We start from the raw sequence: 22847 nt of genomic DNA, 5'->3' as shown, positions 1-22847 counted from the left end.
TGAATTATAAATTATGAATTATGAAATTATGAAATTTTTTAGCATTCATAATTCATAATTCATAATTTCTACTAGTCTTCGGCAAATACGTAGCGATACAATTCGCTGGGATCTGGTTCGGGGCTACTTTCGGCGAACTTCACCGCTTCTTCTATCTCTTGCTGTATTCTGCGATCGATCTCTTTTAATTCTTGATCTGTCGTCAGGTTTTGTTCTGTAAGATAAGCAGCAAATTTCTTAATTGGATCGCGGGCAAACCAAAATTCTTTCTCAGCCTTGCTTCGCAATTCATCAGGATCTGCCAGAGAGTGACCCCGGAAACGGTAAGTGAGTGCTTCAATTAAGGTTGGGCCTTCACCAGCACGGGCACGGGCTACAGCTTCTTGTGCCACTGCACGCACTGCCATGACATCCATACCGTCTACTTCCACACCCACCATGTTAAAGACACTGGCTTTTTTATAAATCTCTGGGTCAGAAGTTGCCCGTTCATGAGCCATACCAATAGCCCACTTGTTATTCTCAACTACGAAAATTACGGGCAATTTCCATAGCGCTGCCATGTTCAAGGTCTCAAAAAATTGACCGTTGTTACAAGCACCATCGCCAAAAAAACAGGCTGTAACTTGGTCAGCGCTTTCATCACCCAACGCTTCCCGTCGGTATTTAGTTTGAAAAGCCGCCCCAGCTGCTACGGGAATACCCTCAGCTACGAAAGCATAGCCGCCCAGCAAACGATGTTCAGCAGAGAACATATGCATGGAACCACCGCGTCCTTTACTGCAACCTGTGGCTTTGCCAAATAACTCTGCCATTACCTCTTTTGCTGGTACTCCCGCACTTAAAGCATGAACGTGATCGCGATAGGTACTGCAAACGAAATCTTCACCCGGTCGCATTGCTCCTTGAATCACGCCTGTGGAGACTGCTTCTTGACCGTTGTACAGGTGGACAAAACCAAACATTTTGCCCCTGTAGTACATTTCCGCGCACTTGTCTTCAAAGGTGCGCCCTAATACCATATCTTCGTATAACCGCAAGCCTTCTTCTTTGCCGATCTGTGCGGTGGTTACATCAAATTTAGGTAAAGTGCGTTCTTGAATCATTATTTCTCTATCATCCCCGTAGTAACACTTAAAGTTACCATTTTTAGATAAATTGGATAAGTTACGCTCGCATAAGGAGTCAAAAATTAAACAGTTATTGACTACTACTATTTTATGTTTTGTCTTTGAGGGGTAAGATGACAACCTTAGACCCTAGACTACCAATCAGGATAGCTTGCTTTCTGCATATTCATTAACAAATTAAAAAAACAAAACCTCTTATGGTTTTACTTCTCTAGATAATTGTCACAAAGAATTAATTATGTTATATTTCAGTGCGCTTGCAAGCAGCAGCAAACCTCTAATAGGATGCTTGTTTGATCGAATGGTGGGGAAACCCCCTCTAAACCAGCCGCAGAAATGTTCAAGTCATATACCCCGGCAAGAAAAAAATCAAAATTTCTTGCCAGAAAAATATAATTGGCATTGTCACCCAAAAAAATGGGAAGGTAAAAGTAAACTTGTTGCAAAACACACTTGTTGTGTGAAAACAACGAGTTATTATTATGGCACGCTTTTACACTCCTGGAATGTTCTAGGAGAATTATATCTATGACGCTGCAGGGGAAGTAGGCTGTGCGAATTCCGCTAGATTACTACCGAATTTTAGGACTACCTTTGGCGGCAAGTGAGGAACAATTGCGGCAGGCACATGGCGATCGCATTGTGCAACTGCCGCGACGCGAGTATTCCCAGGCAGCGATTAATTCTCGCAAACAACTTATTGAAGAAGCTTACGTGGTTTTATCAGATCCGAAAGAACGCAGAGCCTACGATCAACTATATTTAGCTCATGCCTATGGTTCAGAGGGCAATCGCAATGCTGCCGTAGCGCTAGAAAATCGTACTGGCGATCGCTATGATGTTCTTGAATCCCACAGCCTCAGCATTGACATTAGCCAAGACGAATTAGTTGGTGCTTTACTGATTTTGCAAGAGTTAGGAGAGTACGAACTAGTACTGAAACTAGGTCATCCATACCTGGTAAATAACAGTACTACAGCCGTCAAAACAGGCAACTTTCTAGAAAGAGACGAATTTGGTGAACTAACTCCGGAAAAGGCAGATATTGTTCTCACTGTTGCTCTTGCCTGTTTAGAATTGGGTCGGGAAGAATGGCAACAAGGTCACTACGACAATGCCGCCGCATCCCTGGAAACAGGTGATGGACTTTTAGCAAAGCATAGTTTATTCCCGCACATTCGGGCTGAAATTCAGTCAGACCTTTGTAGACTGCGGCCATATCGAATTTTAGAGTTACTTGCACTACCAGAAGAAAAAGCTGCCGAACGCCGCCAAGGTTTGCAATTATTACAAGAGGTTTTAGACGAGCGCGGTGGCATTGATGGTACTGGAGACGATCAATCTGGTCTAAACATAGATGACTTTCTGCGCTTTATTCAGCAGTTGCGTAACTACTTAACAGTTGCAGAACAACATAAATTATTTGAAGCAGAAAGTCAGCGTCCTTCTGGTGTAGCTACATACTTGGCTGTTTACGCGTTAGTAGCACGGGGATTTACTCAACGTCAACCTGCTTTGATTCATCAGGCAAAACAGATGCTGATGCGTCTGAGCAAACGTCAAGATGTGCATCTAGAACAGTCGTTATGTGCTTTATTATTGGGGCAAACTGAAGAAGCTAGCCGTGCCTTAGAACTGAGTCAGGAGTATGAAGCCCTAGCTTTTATTCGGGAAAATTCTCGCAACTCTCCTGACTGGCTGCCGGGTCTGTGTTTATATGGTGAACGGTGGTTGCAAAGCGAAGTTTTTCCCAACTTCCGAGATTTAGAAAATCAGCGGGCTTCTCTGAAAGATTATTTTGCTGACCAACGGGTACAAACTTATTTAGAGCAACTACCTTTGTCAGCAGAAACCCTTGAAGAAGGGGCAACAATCAACCGCCAGTCATATCCCCATACACAGACAAATCCTCAGAATCGTCACAGCGATCGCAGCATAGTTTATCGACAATTTCCTAATAACAGAGCCAATGTAGGAAAAGTTCCCGAAGCACCAAGTTACAACAGATCTGAATATTCACAATACTCGCCATCTCACTTTCCGCCATCACCCCCTACTTCAACAACTGAAGATACACAAGTAGAAACGCCCGTCGCACGCTTTCCCAGTGCCGAACGTATTGGCAGAATTAATAGTCATTACGTCAATAATCCAGCTAAAACTCCTGTACCCTCCCGACCTCAAACGCAAAGAAGGCGTAAATACTCTCCTGGTGCTAGTCATGGAGGACGTACTTGGGAACAGCGTCCGATCGCTACACGTCGGCGGCGATCTGTTAGTCGCAACCTTAAAGTCAAACGGTTGTTGTGGATAGTGTTGGCTGCTGTGGCAAGTATATTAGCGTTATTGCTGATGATTTCAACCACTGTGAGATGGTTAAATAATCTATTTTCACCAGCACCAGTTTTAAAAGGTAAACCGTTGGTTGTACAACTAAACGAACCACCAGTACCTATTCCTGACCGTGACAGCCAACCACATTTTTCGGAAGGGCCTCTGACAGCAACAACGGCAGAGGAAATTGTTCAGACTTGGCTGGCAACTAAAGCAGCAGCTTTGGGGCCAAGTCATGAAATCGATGATTTAGAGAATATTTTAGCGGATTCAGCCCTCGCTCAATGGCAACTCATTGCTCAAGAGGAAAAGAAAAATAATCGCTATCGCAAGTACGAGCACAGTATCAAAGTGGAAAGATTAGACGCCAATCCCACGGATAACAATACTGCTGCTGTTGAAGCTTCTGTAACTGAAGCGGCTGATTTTTACGAAAACGGTCAAATTAATCGGCAGAAGTCTTATAACGAGACAGTACGAGTTAGGTATAACTTGATTCGGCAGTATGGCGAGTGGCGTATTCGCGAAATGTCTGTAGTCAATAAAGTAAGTTAAGAGCGCCCCACAAGGGGGAAGTCAAAAGTCAAAAGTCAAAAGTCTTAAACCAGAAAAGCGTCCTGGATATTGGCACTTAAAAGAAACTCAAAAGTCAAAAGTCAAAAGTCAAAAGTCTTAAACCCCTCGTTATGCATAGAAGAAACACTTGAAACTAAAAAGCTCGATTTTATAATGGTTTTGGCGAGTGTTTATTGAGAGTTAGTAAATATTGGCTAGTAATTGGTAGCTAGATGGCTTGATCTTGCTACCAAAATAATTATATTGCTTGTCTATTTTTTAGCTCTAAAGAACTCCTGTTGTTGTTTATCTGTATATAAAAAAATTAATAAACTTAACAAATGTCAGTTTTTGATGGAGTGCACCCTTAAACAATTTATTCACCCGGTAGTTTTTTGTTTCTTAAAGTGGTCTAATTATCTACTCAAGCCTGAGCACAAGCCTCTGGCGGAATCGGTATAAGCTGAGGAGTTGCCAAGGTGGTTCCCTGTCTATACCAGATGCCATCAACCTCAAAACTCTCGAATTGGGTTGTGAGGATTGCCCAAGTTTGCTCGTTTAGCCCACCACGGTAAGTCATAGTGAATCGGCTCTCTTGACGCAATCTTCGTTCCAGTTGCGCCAAATCTTCAGGTAGCCAAAATCTATTCATTACCCTTTGAGTAGCAATCTCAGGGGGAGTCTGTAACATATCAGACATGCGTCTGTTAATAATGATTTGCTTTTGGTTATCCTTTCTGACAATACTAACTGGACGCTCACTTTCAGCAGCAGCAATCATTCGCTTTAACAACCCTACTGGTAATCGCAACTGACTGCAAAATACTTCACCCTCTAGAGGTAAGATCCGCTCGGCAGTTTCGGCGGGTGTAGGCGGTCTTTGGGACGCCATCCACCCGTAAAATTCTATGGGTCGTTTGCAGTGTCTCCAACCGATCCGCACCTTACCATTGATTTTTGCTGCGGTTTCGCTGAGAGCATCTCCGTAGCTTTGGGCAAGGTGCGTGGCATCTCGCTTGGTAGGGGCAAGAATTGAAACCCCATCGTAGGAAAATTTATAATTCCAACCTGGTTGGTTTAGGACTTTCAGAACACTCGCGCTCATCTTTCACACCACTAACATCATTACTTAGGGAACTAAAAGTTCGTTGCCAAATCATTTTTTGTTCTTCCTCGGGGATACCCAAAGTAGATGCAATGATGGCAAAGTCTCCTGGTGTGGGCAAAACTTCCCCTTTGGCGAGCACTTGCAAGTTTTTTAACCCGCAGCGCTTCAGTTTTGTCATGTTGGCTCGAACTACATCGGCAATTGCGATCGGACGATTTGCCTGTTCGGATTTTGAAGAGTTGGAAGCTTTTTGAGCTAGCCATTCACGGAGCATCTCTTCTAATGCGTCGCTTTGGGATAATCCCTCACGAGCACAGAAGCTCTTGAATTCCCGTGCCAACTCTACCGGAACGTAACCACTGACCTGCTTGTAATCTTCAGAACGTCTTCTGTCGGTCATGATGTGGACTTATCAAGATCATACTAGTCTTCCTCTTCTTTCATGATATCCAAATTGTTTGACATGATTTTTTGTCAATTTTAAATGAATGATTGACATGAAAAAATGACAAGAGCTAGTATGGGTATGTAAAGGTGAGAAGTCAATGACATACGACAGTAAGTCATAAAGTGCGGTAAGTCAATGACATACCGCAACAAGCTGAAAAAAGTAGATGCCCCTGATACCTAGTTTGCTAACCTGATAACTACCTTGCGGGTGAAAATAGGGGCTTTTTGCCCTACTTGGCTTATTATAGGGTACTTAAGTATACGTTTTTGCAAACGTTCATAGATTTTGCTACAAATTTTTCACGTTTACCATAGAGAAAACTAAAGAAATACTTAGCAAAGGAGTTTTGCTCAAGCGTTTTACCTTTGTTGTATTAAATAATTCGCAACTACTTTGGATTACTAACGACCAAAACTCAAAAAATAAAAATAACTCGTAATTCCCATTCTTGATCTTGACGAATAAGTTCTATTTGGCGAATGAATTCGCGAAAATAAAATCGTCGCTCTGCTTCTGATAAGTCTAACCAAAATTGGGGAATAGAAACTGCAACGGCAACAGAACACAAATTTACAGGTGGTAAGGTTGCCAGATTTGCTTGCAGTGCAGATATTTCGGTGCGGAGTTTGTATGCTCTTAGTTTAGCTGTCTCTGTATCTAAAATCCCAGTTTCTATTAAAGTAGGTAACTGATTGAGTATTTCTTGCTGGCGAGCGATCGCATTGTCTAAATTATTCTTTATCCCATCCAACTGGGGAGAATTCATCTTTGCCACCGCGATTGGCAAGTCGCGACAAACTGCTTGAATAGTGCTATCTAATACTTCTTGGTAGGAAATGGCACGACATTTAGGACGTTTGGTGCAGCTGATAGGACGCAAATAAAGATACTCTTTATCTTGGTTGCGGATGGTGACGCGAGCAATACTCATGTGTGATTGACACTCCCCACAGACAACCAACCCCGCCAGAGAACGCGGCGCACTCGCAGTTCGCGATGGTAAACGACTGTTGCGGCGCAAGAGTCGATCAACCTGTGCTGCTTCTTCCTTTGAAATAACAGGAGTGTGGGTATCGGAGATAATTTCCCCATTCTGATAAGCAGTACTACCTCGATAGACTGGATTAGTCAACCAACGACGCCCGGTGGTGACAGAAATTTTCTTGCCGTATTTTTTCGCGAGGTAACGCACTGCCCCGCGTAGTGAACCATAAAGCAGAAAGCGTTCAAAAAAATCCTTGACTACAGGGGAGGTAGTACGGTCTAAAATGTATTTATTTTTACTTTTCTTATAGCCGTAAGGTGCTTTCCCTGGTGGGGGACAAGCATTCAAACGGTTGCGGGCGTGAGCTTGGCGGATACGATGGCTGTGTTGCTGGCGTTGAATTTCATGTAGCAATTTTAGTAACTCAGCACGGGGATTAGGGAATTGATCGGCAGAATTGTAACCTTGCTCAACTGCAACCAGGGTGATCCCCATTGTTTCCAGTTGGGAAAGGCGATCGCTCACTTCCTCAACAGTATCTCCCAATTCTTCCAAACGGCGAACGATCAGATAATCGGGAGGATTAGTTTTGCAGTCAGTGAATAATAGTTGTAATTGCGATCGCTGTCCTAAATCTTGATAAAGTCGATTCACCTGCCATTCTCCCCAACTAGTGGACACGGGAGTAGTTTCTAAGAGGGGATCGGTGTAGGTGTAAGCAAATATTTTCATCAGTTAGTCATTAGTCATTTGTCATTGGTCATTAGTCATTTGTCATTGGTTATTTGTTAGCAGGTAGTGATTGGTAGGGGCGGGTTTAGCCACAAATTTATAGGCTTCAATCACAAAATATCTATCAAAACCCGCCCGTACAGTGGTTGATCGTCTCCCACTCTCCCACTCTCCCCATCTCCCCATCCCCCCATCTCCCCCTCCTCCCCTCCGCCTTCACTGCTGACCTAACTCAATCACATTTCCATCCGGATCTTGGGTAAAAAGAGCGGAGCGACCAGAAGCACTTGGTTGTATTGGACAGTTATAATTTAAGAGCTGCTGTTTAGCGGCATCTAAGTCGGAAACTAAAAAAGCAATGTGGGGATTGCGTCCCCATTTTTCATGTTTGGGTTCAGTTGGGACGGTTGGCGCAACGATGAGGTGAATTTGATACTCGCCGACTTGATACCAAGCACCAGGAAATTTCATTGGGCGTTCGACTTTGGGTAGTCCCAATACAGTGCTATAAAAATGTTCGGAACGTTCTAAGTCAGTAACGAGAATGGCTGTGTGAAGACACTGAGTAATCTGCATAGTTGCACAGTCACGATTGGGTTTAATTAGATTGTGACTTAGTTTGAACGGCTCCTAGTGTAGAGGAAAACAGGTCAAAATTCGAGTGTGATTTCCAAAATGAGTTGATAAGTAGTTCAACATCATTAAACGTAAAATATCTTGTATTTTATACAGGCGGACAGGATGCTCACCCCACAATATTTATTATTAAAGCTCTTGTGGGGTGGGCTTCTAGCCCGCCCCATTTTTAGTTTATTTATGCCTTTCTACTTAACTGCGCCACGCCTCCTCAAATTCCCGCAATTTTTGGTGTTACTTTATGGAGAAAGTACTCAGGTAGGAGCAACACAAAAGTTGTCAGAACGTGAAAATCTTTGTATCAATATTCCCAGACTTTCTATTATCATCCCTACACTCAACGAGGCGGAGAATATCAAAGCTGCATTAGCTAGTACTCAACCCAGTACAAATGTTGAAGTAATTGTGGTGGATGGCGGTTCAAAAGATAAAACGGTAGAAATCGCTAAGTCTGTTGGTGTCACAGTCATCTCATCTATAGCCGGACGTGCTAACCAAATGAATGTAGGTGCTGTAGCTGCAAGCGGTGATATTTTGCTATTCCTTCATGCTGATACCCGTTTACCTATTGGTTTTGATGTTATGGTTCGCGCAGCATTAGTACAGCCTGGGATTGTAGCTGGTGCGTTTGCTTTGCGAATCGATGCAGAAATGGGGAGTTTGCGGCTGGTGGAATGGGGTGTGAATGTGCGATCGCGTTTTTTACAAATGCCCTACGGCGATCAAGCAATTTTTTTAACTAGACAGATATTTAACGAAATCGGTGGCTTTCCTGAATTACCTATTATGGAAGACTTTGAACTGATGCAGCGTTTAAAACGTCTAGGGAAAATTGCGTTTATTTCAGTGCCAGTTATTACATCAGCACGCCGCTGGCTGCAAAAAGGAATTTGGCAAACAACGCTGCTGAATCAAATAATCATTATTGCTTATTACCTGGGTGTCTCCCCCATGCGAATTTGGAGTTGGTATCGTCGGGAAAAACTTAGGAGACTTTAAGCTGTTTCTCATTTAGTTTAAGTATTTTGTTAGTTGTTGGTTGTTAGTTGTTGGTTGTTAGTTGTTGGTTGTTAGTTGTTGGTTGTTAGTTGTTGGTTGTTAGTGGTTAGTAGTTAGTGGTTGGTCGTCCCCCACAGCCCCCAACCCCAGAGGGGACTCCTAGCCCCCACTCTCCCACAGCCCCCAACCCCAGAGGGGACCCCTAGCCCCCACTCCCCCCATCACCCCATCTCCCACTCTCCCACTCCCCCACTCTCTCATGCACCAAAAACACAAACGCTTTCTCAAACCCAAACTCAAACTGATACTGTTATTTTGTCTGGTTACTACCCTGCTCATTGTTGCCAAACACTTGAAGCTTCAGGAATTTTTGCAGACATCTATTACCTGGATTCAAAGCCTTGGTTCATTTGGTGCGATAGCGTTTATTCTTATCTATAACTTGGCTACATTAATATTTATACCTGGTTCTCTACTGACACTAAAAGGTGGTTGTTTATTTGGCTTCTTTTGGGGGTGTGTTTATGTATTAATTGCAGCAATTTTGGGAGCAACTGTTGCATTTTTAATCGGACGTTATTTATCACGAGATTGGGTTTGCCGACAGTTAGAAAAACATCCTAAATTTAAAGCGATTGATCGAGCAGTTGCTAAAGAAGGATTCAAAATAGTCCTATTGACTCGCTTGTCTCCTCTCTTTCCATTTAACTTGTTAAATTATGCTTTCGGAATTACCCAGGTTTCGCTAAAAGACTATATCTTGGGTTCTATTGGCATGGTTCCAGGTACTGTGATGTACGTTTATATTGGTTCTCTTGCTGGCAACCTAGCAATGATTGGCACTCCCACTCAGCCAACTACTCCAGCAACTCAAATAGGGCAATGGGTGATGCAAGGAATTGGATTTATTGCTACTGTGGCGGTGAGTGTTTACGTAACAAGAGTAGCTCAAAAATCTCTCAAAGAAAGCGTGGAAAATAACTAGAAAATAGGAATTAAATAAGAGAAAAATCATCAAAATTAAACTAGATAAAATTGCAAACAAGAAATCAACCATCTGTGTAAATTTGTGGTTGCTCAAATTCTATAATTTGAGTACTAAAAGTAAATTATCAAGTAGATTGTACTCGTAATTAACAGTCATGAAAAATAAACTTATATCTACTCAAAAATTGCAGAAAATTTTCAAATTAGGTGTCTTAACTTTATTTGCATTTAGTATTGCTTTTTGGTCAAATGCAGACCCTGCATTAGCACAAGAATCTGTGAATACGCAAGGATTCAATCCTCAAGAATGGTTGCGAAATGCCTTGCAGTGGATTGACAGCCTGGGTACATTCGGGGCGATCGCATTTATTGCCCTCTATATCATCGCTACCGTTGCTTTTTTGCCAGGTTCCATCCTCACCTTAGGTGCTGGCGTTGTCTTTGGTGTAGTTTGGGGTTCTCTCTACGTCTTCATCGGTGCAACCTTGGGGGCGATCGCCGCTTTCCTTGTCGGACGTTATTTAGCAAGGGGATGGGTAGCCAAGAAAATTGCAGATAACAAAAAATTTGCTGCAATTGACCGCGCAGTTGGTAGAGAAGGACTAAAAATTGTTCTGTTAACCCGTCTTTCCCCCATATTTCCTTTCAATTTATTAAACTACGCCTTTGGCATTACCGATGTTTCGCTCAAAGACTACTTCATCGGTTCTGTCGGTATGATCCCTGGAACAATCATGTACGTTTACATCGGTTCCTTGGCTGGAAATCTTGCCATGATTGGCACACAAACTCAACCTACCAACCCCACCGTTCAATGGGCAATTCGGATTATTGGTTTTATTGCTACAGTCGCCGTGACACTTTATATCACACGTATTGCCCGCAAAGCTTTAGAACAAGAGGTTAATGGTTAGTGGATTTAGTTCTTTGTTGAGGGTTGTTTGTTGGTTGGAAAACTCCAAACAACCAACAACCAACAACTAACAACCAACATCTAAGGAGTTACCAATGTCCAATTCTGAATTCCAAAAAGTTATAGTTAGCCCAATTGATGAGTATAACCAGACATTGGTTTCTTACGTGCACCCACCAGACTGGGTTAACCCTAAACCTGCCCATTGTTACGACTTAGTTGTGATTGGTGCAGGTACAGCAGGATTGGTAGTGGCGGCGGGTGCAGCGGGTCTGGGTTTGGGTTTGAAGGTGGCATTAATTGAAAAGCATCTGATGGGTGGAGATTGCTTGAATGTTGGTTGTGTGCCATCAAAGTGCGTGATCCGGTCTTCGCGCGTAGTGGGTGAAATGTGGAATGCCAAAGACTTCGGAGTTCACGTTCCCCAAAATATTGAAGTAGATTTTCCCGCAGTTATGGCAAGGATGCGACGGCTTCGGGCTGGTATTAGCCATCACGACTCAGCCAAACGCTTTCAAAAGTTGGGAGTCGATGTTTTTTTGGGTAGCGCTAATTTTGCAAGTAACAATATTGTAGTAGTTGGTGACAAGACCCTACGCTTTAAAAAAGCTGTAATTGCCACTGGTGCAAGGGCTGCACGCCTCTCCATACCAGGAATTGAAGAAGCTGGTTATCTGACTAACGAGACAGTTTTTTCCCTCACGCAACGACCACAACGTTTGGCGGTGATTGGTGGTGGCCCGATCGGTTGCGAATTAGCACAAGCATTCCGACGTTTGGGTTGTGAGGTAGTACTTTTCCATCGCGGTTCTCACATCCTCAATAAAGAGGATGCTGATGCTGCCGAAATTATTCAAAATGTTTTTATTAAAGAAGGAATTCGTTTAATATTGGGCTGTCAAATGCAGCGGGTGGAAAACAATATCAAAGGCAAGACGCTTTACTTTAGCTGCAATGGTCAAGAAGATTCAGTCACAGTAGATGAAATTTTAGCTGGTGCGGGACGGGTTCCAAATGTCGAAGGCTTGAATTTAGAAGCTGTGGGAGTAGAGTACGACCAGCAGCAAGGTGTCAGGGTAAATGATTACTTGCAAACCAGCAATCCCAAGATTTATGCAGCAGGTGATATCTGCATGAACTGGAAGTTTACCCATGCTGCTGATGCAGCGGCGCGGATTGTCATTAAGAATACGCTGTTTTCTCCCTTTGGTTTGGGGCGTTATAAACTTAGTAGTTTGATCATGCCTTGGGTAACGTATACTGACCCAGAAATTGCTCATGTGGGAATGTACGATCGCGAAGCCCAGCAAAAAGGCATTGATTTTAATACGATCAAGATACCTTTTAGTAGTGTAGATAGAGCGATCGCCGATGGTGAAGAGGAAGGCTTTGTCAAAATCCTCCACAAAAAAGGATCTGATGAAATTCTCGGTACAACTATCGTTGCTAGTCATGCAGGTGAAATGATTTCAGAAGTCACCACAGCAATAGTTAATAAAATTGGTTTGAGCAAGCTGAGTAGCGTCATTCATCCTTATCCGACGCAAGCGGAAGGTATTAAAAAGGCGGCGGATGCCTATCGGCGGACATTGTTGACACCGAATACCAAGCGCTTCTTGGGATTGCTGACAAAATTGTCTTGAGTCAAATGATTTTTACCTTTATGTCTTAGTACAACATTGCATAAGTTGATAGCGAAATTTTTGCACCAAGACTCTGCGCCCCTCTGCGCTTACTCTGCGTCTCTCTGCGTTTCAAATCGCTACTCTTTTACGCAAATCGGAACTTCAACTTAATTTTGTACAATTCCAAGGGCTGCGATCGCACCTCAATGTCCTAATACACTCAGCGAGGCAGAATATCATCTAAGCGAAGTTGAAGACGGGGCAAAAGCGGTGAGTTGATTGATTGATTTAATCGATATTGTTGTTGAATATAGGTGTCTTCAACGAGTTGACAGACGGTAAAGGTTGGTTGTTTGGGTTTACCAATAAATGCTACACCGCCCAATCCTCGATAATCCACAATCCAATATTCAGGAATGCCTAAAAGCGCATATTCTTCAACCTTCCGAGCATAGTCAGTTTCCCAATTGCTACTAACAACTTCAACCACCAATTTTATCGAGCGTCCCAACGTAATTACCGGTTCTCGCTCCCAAAGGGGTTCACGGTCGAGAAGGGTTTCATCGAGAACTACAACGTCAGGACGACGAACTGTGGCTGTATCTGCGAAGGGGTAAATTAAACAAGTGCGAGGAATAAACCAGGGGAGTTTTTCTGTAACAAGATAGATACCAATTTGGGTCGCAAGTTTGCCACTCACCGTTTCGTGAGGGCCAGTGGGTTCCATGTCAATTAGTTCTCCATCTGCCAGTTCATAGCGGGGATTGTCTCGGTATTGGGAGAGAAAATCTTCTTTGGTGAGGGTTTTGGGGGAGATATATGTCATTGTGTTAATCTCCTGAAGGCAGAGCTGTTTTGATTATAAGTTTAGAAGCAAACCCCCAGTGCCCCCAATGTCAAGAGCGTTGCTTTAAGCGCTGCTTTTAAACCTGTAACACCCCTGATATTCATACCCTCGTAAAGGCGATCGCACTCCGAATAATCATACTCTTGTAAAGGCGATCGCACTTGTGATGATGAGGTTGATGTGGGCGATCGCACTCTGAGCAATTGTGTCAAATAAGCGATGCTCCGAAGGAGCCGCTACGCGATCGCACTTGTGATGATGAGGTTGATGTGGGCGATCGCCAGTCAAATATCAATCGAACTGAGAAATCACAACCTCTTGATCGGGAAAACGCGCTATGATTGTCAGACTTCCGCCAAGAGATTTAATGTATCGAGAGAGCGTGGATATTTGAATATCATCCTGATGTTCAATTTTTGAAAGTGCCGATTGTACAACTCCCATATTCTTTGCCACATCGCTTTGTGTATGTCCAAGGGACTCTCGAAGTTCAGAAAGTGTCAATTTGAGCAATGCAAGGTTTGCTTGCATCTCACTTTCTGCTTGTTGTTCAGGAGTCATTTTTTTCCGAAGTTCATTAAATGGCTTCGTCTTCATAGGAACCCTTCTGTTTTTAATTCTTCTAAATGTTCGTCATATAACGTATCTGCTTTTGGCACATTCTCCTCATTTAAACGGATTCACAATTTCTAATTGACCAGCTACTACTAACCGATCCTGCATATCTTCAGAATAGAGAATACTTGCACCTGCTCCCAGCGCGCAAGCAACAATTAAACCATCCCAAAAAGAAAAATTATATTGACTGCGGATATCGGATGCAGATTCAAAAATACTCAGATTGAACTCTACCACAGTGCAGCGACGATAAAGCGACTGAATTACAGCTTTGATTTGCTCTTCTTTAAAGGCTGCTTTTTTCAGTAAATTAGCACAAACCTCATTTACAACCTGTGTACTGATAATTATTCCTTCATATGACGTAATTGAAATAGCTATATTACGCTTTCTTTCTCTTTCTATTTCTTCTATCTTTTTGTCATCAAATAAACGATAGAGCCAAACATTAGTATCAATAAAAGATGGAACAGCAGTCATAACTGGCGACTGTAAATTTCTTCACGGCTGAGTATACCATTGACCTGAATAGGATTCTCAGTTAATTCATCAATTATGTCTTTTTTTTGAAATGATTTTTTCTTTACCAAAACAATTACTTTAATATCATCGCCTTCACCGATTTCTTGTTTGTACTCATCGGGAATCTGAATTAAACCATTTTGAATTTTTGCTTGAAACTCTACCGCATTTAACATCTTTAAACCTCTTAATATACCGATACAATTCAATCTTAGCCCTATCCCCCATATCTCTAATAGAGAATAATTCACTTGGCTTGTTACTTACACATATTTTAATGAAAATATCACCTTTAACTCATATTATGACTATATCTGACTATATCTGTGCGGAGGCAAGTCAAGAAAGAATATTCTTAAACTTGGCGATCGCACCCTTGTTGTTCATACTTTTGTAAAGGCGATCGCATTTCTGATGATGGAGTTAATTTAGGCGATCGCACTCTTCGCAACAATGTCAAATCAGCGATCGCATTTCTCAAATGGGTTAATGAGGTGCGTAGGCGTAGCCCGTCGTAGACATCGCCTCCGGAAACTGCGCTTGGCGCGATCGCACTTCGTTGCACACTCTTTGCTGACACAAGCATTCCACTAAATTCTTAACTGATACCTTAACTGATATATCTGGTCTGGTGCAAATAGGGGAAACGTTGCAGACTGGAATTAGTTTTGAATCAGGGGAGCAATTACAGTAGTGCGATCGCACTTCTGATGATGAGGTTGATGTGGCGATCGCACTTTTGATGATGGGGTTGATTTGGGCGATCGCACTCTGAGCAACTATGTCCAATGAGCGATCGCACTCTTCAGATTGCGTTAATGAAGTGCGATCGCACCTAGTTGCACACTCTTTACTGACACAAGCATTCCACTAAATTCTTAACTGATACCTTAACTGATATATCTGGTCTGGTGCAAATATGGGAAACGTTGCAGACTGAAATTATCTGAAGTATCAGGATGAACACCTGAGATTCTTATCTGTAGTAGATATTTAGGATGTAAAGGGGAAATAACTAATGAAAGAAATGAAAGCTGTAGTTATGGCAGGAATTATGGCAGGGTTGACTTGCATTACTTTTGTGACTATAACGCAGAAGAAACTGATAGCAGAGCAGCCAAATACACAACAACTGAGTAAGTATAGAGCATATCCTCAATACTCATTTTATCTAAGCCAAAATACTTCAGATCAAAATGACCAAAGTCAAGAAGAAGGAGATTGCACAGACGATAAGTCTGACGATGAAGGTTATCATGTTCCACCGCCAGAGCCTCCGATAGACGACAACGCAGAAGGTTATGAAATCTCTAGCTAAGGATAAGGCTAGAGGTGCAATGTAAAAATTCTAGTGTTAGAGGATTTATTAACATTAATCCTCTAGCATTACGCCAGCTAACATTACAATGTTTGGTTAAACTATGACCAAAAACTTTGCGGGAAAAGTTATTAAGGGATACTCCTTCAGAAATGAAGACCTGAAGAACGCGGATTTTGGTAATTGCCGTATTGAGAGTGTAGACTTCACACATGCCAACCTGAGCGGTGCAAATTTCAGTGGGGCAAAAATTGGTGTAAATTTTCGATGGCTAATTTTCATAACCGGACTATTGTTTTTTTTATCAATTTTGACAGGAATATCTCTGACTTCTGCGATGGCACCTACGTTGAAATCTATAAATGGTAGTTTCATATCTACCTTTATAGTGTTTTTTATGGCAGGGGTTTTTCTATTTTTTACGGCACGACGGGGACTTACAGGAGCCTTATTATCTGGAGGTATATGTTTTGTATTAGCGCTGATTGGCTCGGCTCCTTTAATGATTATTAGGGTAAAAAATGAAGTTGTTCCAGGCGCACTCAATGGAGTATATATCCTAGCAGTTACTGCTATCGGAATTATAATATTTGCTTTCGCTGTAGCTGGAGTGACAGTATTAATTGAATGGTGGGCTGGAGTCATAGCGGCGATTATCACTATAAAGGCAAGTGTGGCTACTGCTTTTTTAGTCTCAAGCAATGGGTTTGTTCAATTGAAAGTTACGGTTCTAGTTGGATTTATAGTTGCTTTAGGTTTTTACATTGCAAGAAACTCATTGCTTGGAGATAAAAAGTTTAGTTTAATTCGTTCAGCAGCAATTCTCTACGCTACTTGGCGGGGTACATCCTTTCGGGAAGCTAACTTGACTGACGCAAGTTTTGCAAAAGCAACACTCAAAAGTACCAACTTTCAGAACGCAAACCTGACTCGTACTCAATGGTATCAGACCCAAAATCTAGATCGCGTCTACGTCCGTAATAGCTACCTGCAATATCCTGAAGTGCGGCAACTAGTAACTACTTTAGAGGCACAGGAGCTGAATTTCGATCTCCTTAACCTGTCAGGCGTTAACCTCAAAGGTGCAAATCTTCAAGATGCTAGTTTCATTGGTACAGCACTGAATCACGCCAATTTACAGGATGTTAACTTGTCTAGAGCAGTGCTAAAGCAAACACAGCTTGATGGGGCAGACCTAACCGGAGCCTGTCTCACCGGAGCATACATTGAAGATTGGGGCATCACGGGTGAAACTCAGCTAAATGGCGTGTGTTGCGAGTACGTCTACATGCATGTTCCTACGAAAGAAGACCCCGATCCGTTGAGGAAACCAGACAATCGGCAGGAAATTTTTGAGGATGGCGACTTTGCCGACTTTATTAAGCCTATTGTCGATACTATTGACCTCTACCATAACCAAGGTGTAGACCCCCGAGCCATTGCTATTTCATTTAAGCAGTTAGCGGAGAACCACCCCGATGCAGAACTAGAAATCGTGGCAATGGAGAAACGAGGACAGGATAAGTTTTTGCTCAGAGCCAAAACTAATCCGAATGCAGACCGATCAGAACTAAGTGCCGAATATTTTTCGACTTACAACTATATCAAAACCTTGTCAACGCGAGAAATTAAATTACTATTCGCAGAGAAAGATAGCCAAATTTCTAGGTTTGAAAATATGGTAATAACAGCGCTAGAGCGCCCTAGCTTTTTTGCAGGAACTTATTATAACCAAGGAGATACAATGTTTTCTAAGGAAGAATCTTCTAATTATGACTTAAGGGGATCAAAGTTTGGTGGTGGTTTTGCTGGTACTAAAGGAACTCAAACAGGTGGTGCTTTCTACGACTATTCTACTAACTCAACCTTAACTCAAACTGCCGCAGAGATTCAGCAACTTTTAAAGGAAGCAGAAGCTAACACTCCTACTACAACTAATGCCCAAAAAATGGCAGTTGTTGCTAATGTGGTTGACAGAATTGAACAGAATACAGACTTGAAAGCGCGGGTTGTCGCCACCCTTGAAACCGGAAGTATAGAAACTTTGAAGCAGGCGATCAACCATCCACTAGCTAAAAATTTAATGCCATTTATTGAAGACTGGATGTCAGTGGTGTGATCGTATTTATCTATCTAAAAGGGAGAATAGGTCTGTGTTAGAAACATCTAAATACAACTTAGGCAATGCCAAATTCGGCGGCGGTTTTGTAGGAGATAATGGGACTCAAATCGGTGGCACTTTTAATGAATATTCGTCAAACAACACTGATGTCAAAACTGAAGTCACTAGCGCCTCTGCAAGCAGAAAAATTTTAATTCTGGCGGCAAATCCGAAAGCTACTTCACCTCTACGATTAGACGAAGAAATACGAGAGATTGATGCAGGATTGCAGCGATCTAAAAAACGGGATCAGTTCGAAATTAAGCAGCATTGGGCTGTGCGCGTGCGAGACGTTTATCGCGCCTTTTTAGACACAAAGCCGCAAATCGTTCATTTTTCCGGTCACGGTGCAGGAGATGAAGGTTTAGCGCTAGAGAATGAAATAGGACAGGTGCAGTTCTTGGATACAGAAGCACTAGCTGGACTATTTGAGTTATTTGCTAATCAAGTTGAGTGTGTTGTACTCAACGCTTGTTATTCTGAAGTGCAAGCAAAGGCAATTGTCAGACATATTCCCTATGTCATTGGTATGAATAAGGCAATTGGAGATCAGGCGGCGATTGAATTTGCGGTTGGGTTTTACGATGCTTTAGGTGCTGGAGAATCAGTAGAATTTGCTTATCAACTGGGTTGCAATGCTATTCGATTGGCGGGTATTGCAGAACACCTAACACCCATGCTAAAAAAGCAGTGACTAATGAGTAAGCCCCTCTCTAATCCTCTACTGCCCCTAAAGGTTAACGGCTTTACTTTCTGCGCTTAAATAAATGCGATCGCCCTCTTCCCAACTATCTCAAAGCTGCAATCGCCAACATAAAACCTACCCCATACCCTCCACCGTCCCCAAAGCCAAAAGTGCTGATCGCTGCGCTGCTGTTAACCCAGTCACCCCCCTGATGTTCATCCCTTCATAAAGGCGATCTACCTTCAGGGTTTTAATGCACTCAAGAGTTTCCACATCGCACAGATGAATTCCCTCATCTTGACGAGTATGAACCAAGATATTACCAACAGAATTAAAGCAAATAGAACATACTCCACTACTATGAGTACGAAACACTCTTAAACAAGTAAATTTACTGGTATCCCATAAACAAATTGTTTGGTCATAACTGGCGGATGCCAAGGTAGAACCATCAGGGCTAAAACTGACTGACCATACAGTAGAAGTATGTTCTTGCAACACTTTTACGCAAGTAAAGTTACTGGTATCCCATAATCGAATTGAGCCATCAATACTACCACTAGCGAGCATTTTACCATCTGGACTAAAACTCAATGACCAGACTCCATCAGTGTGACCAGGCAAAGTTGTTATACATTTACCTTCACCCACATCCCACAACTTAACCAAGCAATCCCCACTACCTGTAGCTAAAATATTGCCATTGGGACTAAAGCTAACTGGCCGGACTTGATCTGTGTGACCTTCCAATGTTTTTACACATTTATGCTCGTGAATATCCCATAGCTTCACACTCTTGTCTTGACTAGCACTAGCCAAGGTTTTACCATCGGGACTAAAGCTAACTGATGTTACTCCACCACTATGACCGTTAATCGTGGTCATACAATCACCAGAAACAACATCCCACAACTTAATGCTGGTGTCATCACTGCCACTCGCTAATATAGAACCATTAGGGCTAAAGCTAACTGACCATACCCAACCTGTGTGACCTTGTAAAATTCTAGTACAGTACCCAGACGCAACATCCCATAGCCGAACTAAACCATCACTACTACCTGTAGCCAATATACAATCATCAGGGTTACAACTGACCGAAAGCACCCCACTGGCATGACCCTGTAAAGTTCTCACGCACACACCTTTACTTACATCCCAAAAACGCACGCTGGAATCTCTACTAGCACTAACTAAGATTTGATCGTCTAAACTAAAAGTGATTGAGTACACTTCATCGGTATGTCCGTGGAAAATTTTAACGCACGTACCGAGCTTTACATTCCACAACCTTACACTGGAGTCATAACTACCCGTAGCTAGAGTTTGACCATCTGAACTAAAGCAAACTGACCATACCCAATTTTTATGACCGTGAAATGTTTTGATGCAAGTACCTTTACTCACATCCCATAACCGAACAGAGTGGTCACTACTGCCACTGGCAAGAGTTTTACCATCTGGACTAAAGCGAACCGAGCATATCTTGCCAACATGACCTGGCAAAGTTTTTATACAGATGCCTGTACTGACATCCCATAAGCGAATATCGCAATCTTGACTACCACTTGCCAGGATAGAACCATCTGGATTAAACCTGACTGAACATACCGCACTAGTATGACCATGCAATACTTTGAGACATTTACCTAAATGGATATCCCACAACCGAATTGAAGTGTCTAGACTACCACTTGCTAGAGTTTGACCATCCGGGCTAAAGCTGACAGACCAAACAATACCTGTATGTTTATCTAAAGTTTTTAGACAATCTCTTGTTTGTGTATCCCACAATTTGATTAATCCGTCATAACCACCACTTGCCAGGGTTTGTCCATCTGGACTAAAGGCGATTGTCCAAACCACACCTTCATGTCCTTTAAATGTCAACAAGTTTTTTCCATCCGCCATTTGCCACAAATGAATTTGCCCATCCATATCACCCGTAGCCAACAGTTTGCCATCTGGACTCAAGGCAAGTGAAAAAATACTCTTCAAGCTTGTAGCAAATACAGACTGATCAAAAGCAGTATTTTGGAAATTAACTCTAGCTAAATTGACACACTGTAAGTCAGCTTGCCTAATGGTTAAATTTGAAAAGTCATACCGCTGTAAATTTACTTGCAAATGTGCTAACAAATTGAGGACGTTGCCTCCTGCATATCCTGCTAATATTGCAGCTTGATGTCTTTGCTGCTCCAATAAATCCTGCAACAAAATTACCAGCTTTTGTTGACTGCCTATCTCTATTAACAATTGCTCAAGTAAGGGTTGCACAATTAGTTGCTTTTGCGTCTCCCGAATGTAGTCTTTAGCTGTTGCCTTCATCAAGGCATGAGTTTGGAGAAAAGCGAGGGGTGAGGAACTTTCTGCTCTCTCTCTACTGCTTGCTATTTCTTGACAAACTTGCTTAACTAATTGCTCCGTAACGTACTCCGTTACTACAGGTTGCAGTGAGAATTGCTTTCCTGCTTTTTCAATCAGCGATCGCCGCAACAGCGAGTACAAAGCTTCCGGTAGTTCTTGCCTGGAGGTGACACTCACTACATCTTTCTCTAATTCCTCTACAGATACGGGTTCGCGATTAATTGCCAACCACAACATCACCTCTTGTTCTACTGGCGACAAGCGACTAAACTGGCGATCGAGCAAATCGCGAATATCATTAAAGACTAATCTTCCTTGTCCTATATACTTCAATAAGTCCGCAATCCTACCGTTAAACAGCTGTTGACTTGCTGCTGCTACCATCTTTAGCGCGAACGGGTTGCCTCCGTAGTGTTCGATCAGTTTGATCCATTCTGCATCTGTACCAGTAAATTGCCCTTTATCCTCGAACAGTTTTCGTCCATCCTCTGGTTTTAATCCTCCCAGTTGTAGCGATCGCACTTTTTCGCCTTCGAGGAGTGCAATCTCTCTGGACTTTTCCCGACTGGTCACAATCAAGCAACTCTTATGGTTTACCTTGCCAATGCGCTGGAACAGTTGCCCATATCCCTCATAACCACCTCTACAATGTCCAGCCCTACCAGCGCTTAAGATTGTCTCAGCATTATCCAAAATTAACAAACAGCGCTTTTGTTGCAAGTACTCCATCAGCTTGGACAACTTCCCATCCAAGCTAGTAGGCACAATTGGGTCTTCTTGAAGCATCTGCATTATTGATTGCAACACGCTTCCCAGCAACTCCTCTAAAGGTGGGGCGTTTTGGAGCGATCGCCACACCACTATCTCAAACTCGGCTTTTATTTGCTTCGCTTGCGCCAACTTCACGGCTAGCGTAGTTTTACCAATTCCACCCATTCCCAGCAGTGCAACTAAACAGCAACGATCCTCCAACACCCACTGCTGTAGCTGTGCTAATTCCTCAGAGCGATCGTAGAACAAAGGTAAATCTGGTGCTTCTCCCCAATCGTACTGTGGGTTTTCCTGTTGGGCATGGGTATAATCTTCGTCGGTTAACTCCAAACCAAAGGCTAGGAATATCCCCTTCAGTGACTTCTTGTCAACCTTATCTTCGCGCCAGAAGCGCTGGACGGTTTGTAGCGATATACTACTACGCCGTAACAGATTCAGTTGTAATAGATGTTCCTCTATGTGTTGGTGAAGTTTCTCAATGGAAAAACGCTTAGCGTGGTTATGTTCTTCCTCTGCCGCTCGTATAGCCTCTTGCAGCTTGCGCCGTCCCTGTTCTGTCAGGATGACACCCCGATTGCGTCTGCGTTGAGAGGGAGAGTTGGAGTTCATAGAGATACACTAATGATGTTACGGCTGTCTTCTGGTTTCTTCTGTAACTACAAATCGGAAATTAATTTTTTCTAAAAGAAAATAATTATGTCAATGCAAGCAGAACACAGGCGCGCTAGCGGCTTGCTACAGGGTAGCAATTGAAATGGAAAGGTTTATTTTCGCTTGGATTTGAACAAATCAACAGTAAATACCAAATTAGCGAACAGGTAGTTTTCATTCTTATCTGCGCTAGATAGCTGGTGAATAGCTAAATAATTACTGACGAGTATTTAAAACTCGCTCACAAGTATGTGAGGCTCATCAACAAGTATGTAAAATTCATCACTGAATATTAGAACCTTGTTAATGACTATAAAAATCTCGTCAACGAGTATCAAAAGTTCGTGGACGAGTATTAGAATCTTGTTAATAAGTGTTGTAAATTCGTTAATGACTATCAAAGCCTCGTCAGCGAATCTCAAAACTTCGTGGACGAGTATTGGAACTTCGTG

General features: G+C 42.5%; 20 protein-coding genes. 8 read left to right on the top strand and 12 right to left on the bottom strand.

Translation table 11 applies throughout. The annotated features are described in order from the left end of the window. Positions 1–71 precede the first annotated feature (71 nt). Positions 72–1106, bottom strand: a complete 1035-nt coding sequence (pdhA, locus tag FIS9605_RS0108225) for a pyruvate dehydrogenase (acetyl-transferring) E1 component subunit alpha (RefSeq protein WP_026732160.1) — start codon at positions 1104–1106, stop codon at positions 72–74. Positions 1107–1682: 576 nt separating this feature from the next. Here pdhA and FIS9605_RS0108215 point away from each other — a divergent pair. After that, positions 1683–4019 (top strand): IMS domain-containing protein, encoded by a 2337-nt coding sequence (locus FIS9605_RS0108215; RefSeq protein ID WP_026732158.1) that lies wholly within the window; start codon positions 1683–1685, stop codon positions 4017–4019. Positions 4020–4443: 424 nt separating this feature from the next. On the opposite strand, the gene FIS9605_RS0108210 is transcribed toward FIS9605_RS0108215, so the two are convergent. From FIS9605_RS0108210 to FIS9605_RS0108195, 4 genes are all read right to left on the bottom strand, one after another. After that, complete coding sequence (locus tag FIS9605_RS0108210; protein WP_026732157.1) at positions 4444–5124, bottom strand: PAS domain-containing protein; 681 nt, start codon at positions 5122–5124, stop codon at positions 4444–4446. After that, positions 5075–5527: a ribbon-helix-helix domain-containing protein gene (locus FIS9605_RS0108205; protein WP_026732156.1), complete on the bottom strand. Its 453-nt coding sequence runs from the start codon at positions 5525–5527 to the stop codon at positions 5075–5077. The genes FIS9605_RS0108210 and FIS9605_RS0108205 overlap by 50 nt, the downstream gene beginning before the upstream one ends. A gap of 466 nt (positions 5528–5993) precedes the next feature. After that, positions 5994–7295, bottom strand: coding sequence for a recombinase family protein (locus FIS9605_RS0108200; protein WP_026732155.1), 1302 nt, complete (start codon positions 7293–7295; stop codon positions 5994–5996). A 216-nt stretch (positions 7296–7511) separates the two neighbouring features. Beyond that, on the bottom strand, positions 7512–7871 hold the full coding sequence (locus tag FIS9605_RS0108195) for a VOC family protein (RefSeq protein ID WP_026732154.1): 360 nt from the start codon (positions 7869–7871) through the stop codon (positions 7512–7514). A gap of 240 nt (positions 7872–8111) precedes the next feature. Between FIS9605_RS0108195 and FIS9605_RS0108190 the strand changes: the two genes are divergently transcribed. The 4 genes from FIS9605_RS0108190 (at position 8112) to FIS9605_RS0108170 (ending at position 12473) form a co-directional block, all read left to right on the top strand. After that, positions 8112–8930, top strand: coding sequence for a TIGR04283 family arsenosugar biosynthesis glycosyltransferase (locus FIS9605_RS0108190; RefSeq protein ID WP_082209774.1), 819 nt, complete (start codon positions 8112–8114; stop codon positions 8928–8930). A 259-nt stretch (positions 8931–9189) separates the two neighbouring features. Next, entirely contained in the window at positions 9190–9915 is a 726-nt protein-coding gene (locus FIS9605_RS0108180) for a TVP38/TMEM64 family protein (protein ID WP_026732152.1), read from the top strand. A gap of 157 nt (positions 9916–10072) precedes the next feature. Continuing rightward, positions 10073–10831, top strand: a complete 759-nt coding sequence (locus tag FIS9605_RS0108175; RefSeq protein ID WP_026732151.1) for a TVP38/TMEM64 family protein — start codon at positions 10073–10075, stop codon at positions 10829–10831. Between the two features lie 94 nt (positions 10832–10925). Next, positions 10926–12473, top strand: a complete 1548-nt coding sequence (locus FIS9605_RS0108170; protein ID WP_026732150.1) for a mercuric reductase — start codon at positions 10926–10928, stop codon at positions 12471–12473. Between the two features lie 202 nt (positions 12474–12675). Here the strand turns inward: FIS9605_RS0108170 and FIS9605_RS0108165 are convergent, their stop codons facing one another. The 6 genes from FIS9605_RS0108165 to FIS9605_RS42510 form a co-directional block, all read right to left on the bottom strand. Further along, a complete protein-coding gene (locus tag FIS9605_RS0108165; protein WP_026732149.1) occupies positions 12676–13281 on the bottom strand; it encodes a Uma2 family endonuclease in 606 nt (201 codons plus the stop codon). A gap of 156 nt (positions 13282–13437) precedes the next feature. Beyond that, positions 13438–13590, bottom strand: coding sequence for a hypothetical protein (locus FIS9605_RS42515; RefSeq protein ID WP_155960384.1), 153 nt, complete (start codon positions 13588–13590; stop codon positions 13438–13440). A 3-nt stretch (positions 13591–13593) separates the two neighbouring features. After that, on the bottom strand, positions 13594–13899 hold the full coding sequence (locus tag FIS9605_RS0108160) for a helix-turn-helix domain-containing protein (RefSeq protein WP_026732148.1): 306 nt from the start codon (positions 13897–13899) through the stop codon (positions 13594–13596). Between the two features lie 69 nt (positions 13900–13968). Then, positions 13969–14400 (bottom strand): PIN domain-containing protein, encoded by a 432-nt coding sequence (locus tag FIS9605_RS0108155; RefSeq protein ID WP_026732147.1) that lies wholly within the window; start codon positions 14398–14400, stop codon positions 13969–13971. Beyond that, on the bottom strand, positions 14397–14618 hold the full coding sequence (locus FIS9605_RS0108150; RefSeq protein ID WP_026732146.1) for a hypothetical protein: 222 nt from the start codon (positions 14616–14618) through the stop codon (positions 14397–14399). Before FIS9605_RS0108150 ends, FIS9605_RS0108155 begins: the two co-directional genes overlap by 4 nt. Positions 14619–14797: 179 nt before the next feature. Further along, positions 14798–15028 carry a hypothetical protein gene (locus tag FIS9605_RS42510; RefSeq protein WP_442854687.1) on the bottom strand — a complete coding sequence of 77 codons (231 nt, stop codon included), beginning with the start codon at positions 15026–15028 and terminating at the stop codon, positions 14798–14800. A 441-nt stretch (positions 15029–15469) separates the two neighbouring features. Here FIS9605_RS42510 and FIS9605_RS0108145 point away from each other — a divergent pair, with 441 nt between their 5' ends. The 3 genes from FIS9605_RS0108145 (at position 15470) to FIS9605_RS36575 (ending at position 18615) form a co-directional block, all read left to right on the top strand. Continuing rightward, positions 15470–15760: a hypothetical protein gene (locus FIS9605_RS0108145; protein ID WP_155960382.1), complete on the top strand. Its 291-nt coding sequence runs from the start codon at positions 15470–15472 to the stop codon at positions 15758–15760. A 103-nt stretch (positions 15761–15863) separates the two neighbouring features. Next, positions 15864–17879 carry a pentapeptide repeat-containing protein gene (locus tag FIS9605_RS0108140; RefSeq protein ID WP_026732144.1) on the top strand — a complete coding sequence of 672 codons (2016 nt, stop codon included), beginning with the start codon at positions 15864–15866 and terminating at the stop codon, positions 17877–17879. Positions 17880–17913: 34 nt separating this feature from the next. After that, the gene (locus FIS9605_RS36575; RefSeq protein WP_231510266.1) at positions 17914–18615 is read left to right on the top strand and encodes a CHAT domain-containing protein; all 702 of its coding nucleotides are present in this window, start codon (positions 17914–17916) and stop codon (positions 18613–18615) included. A 126-nt stretch (positions 18616–18741) separates the two neighbouring features. Here FIS9605_RS36575 and FIS9605_RS0108130 read toward each other — a convergent pair whose 3' ends face one another. Further along, the gene (locus FIS9605_RS0108130) at positions 18742–22353 is read right to left on the bottom strand and encodes an eIF2A-related protein (protein ID WP_026732143.1); all 3612 of its coding nucleotides are present in this window, start codon (positions 22351–22353) and stop codon (positions 18742–18744) included. Between the last annotated feature and the right edge of the window lie 494 nt (positions 22354–22847).

It is taken from the genome of Fischerella sp. PCC 9605 (assembly GCF_000517105.1).
In the GTDB taxonomy this organism is placed as follows: Bacteria; Cyanobacteriota; Cyanobacteriia; order Cyanobacteriales; family Nostocaceae; genus PCC9605.
Note: the sequence above shows the minus strand (reverse complement) of the source record. Positions and strands in the feature narration are given on the sequence as shown.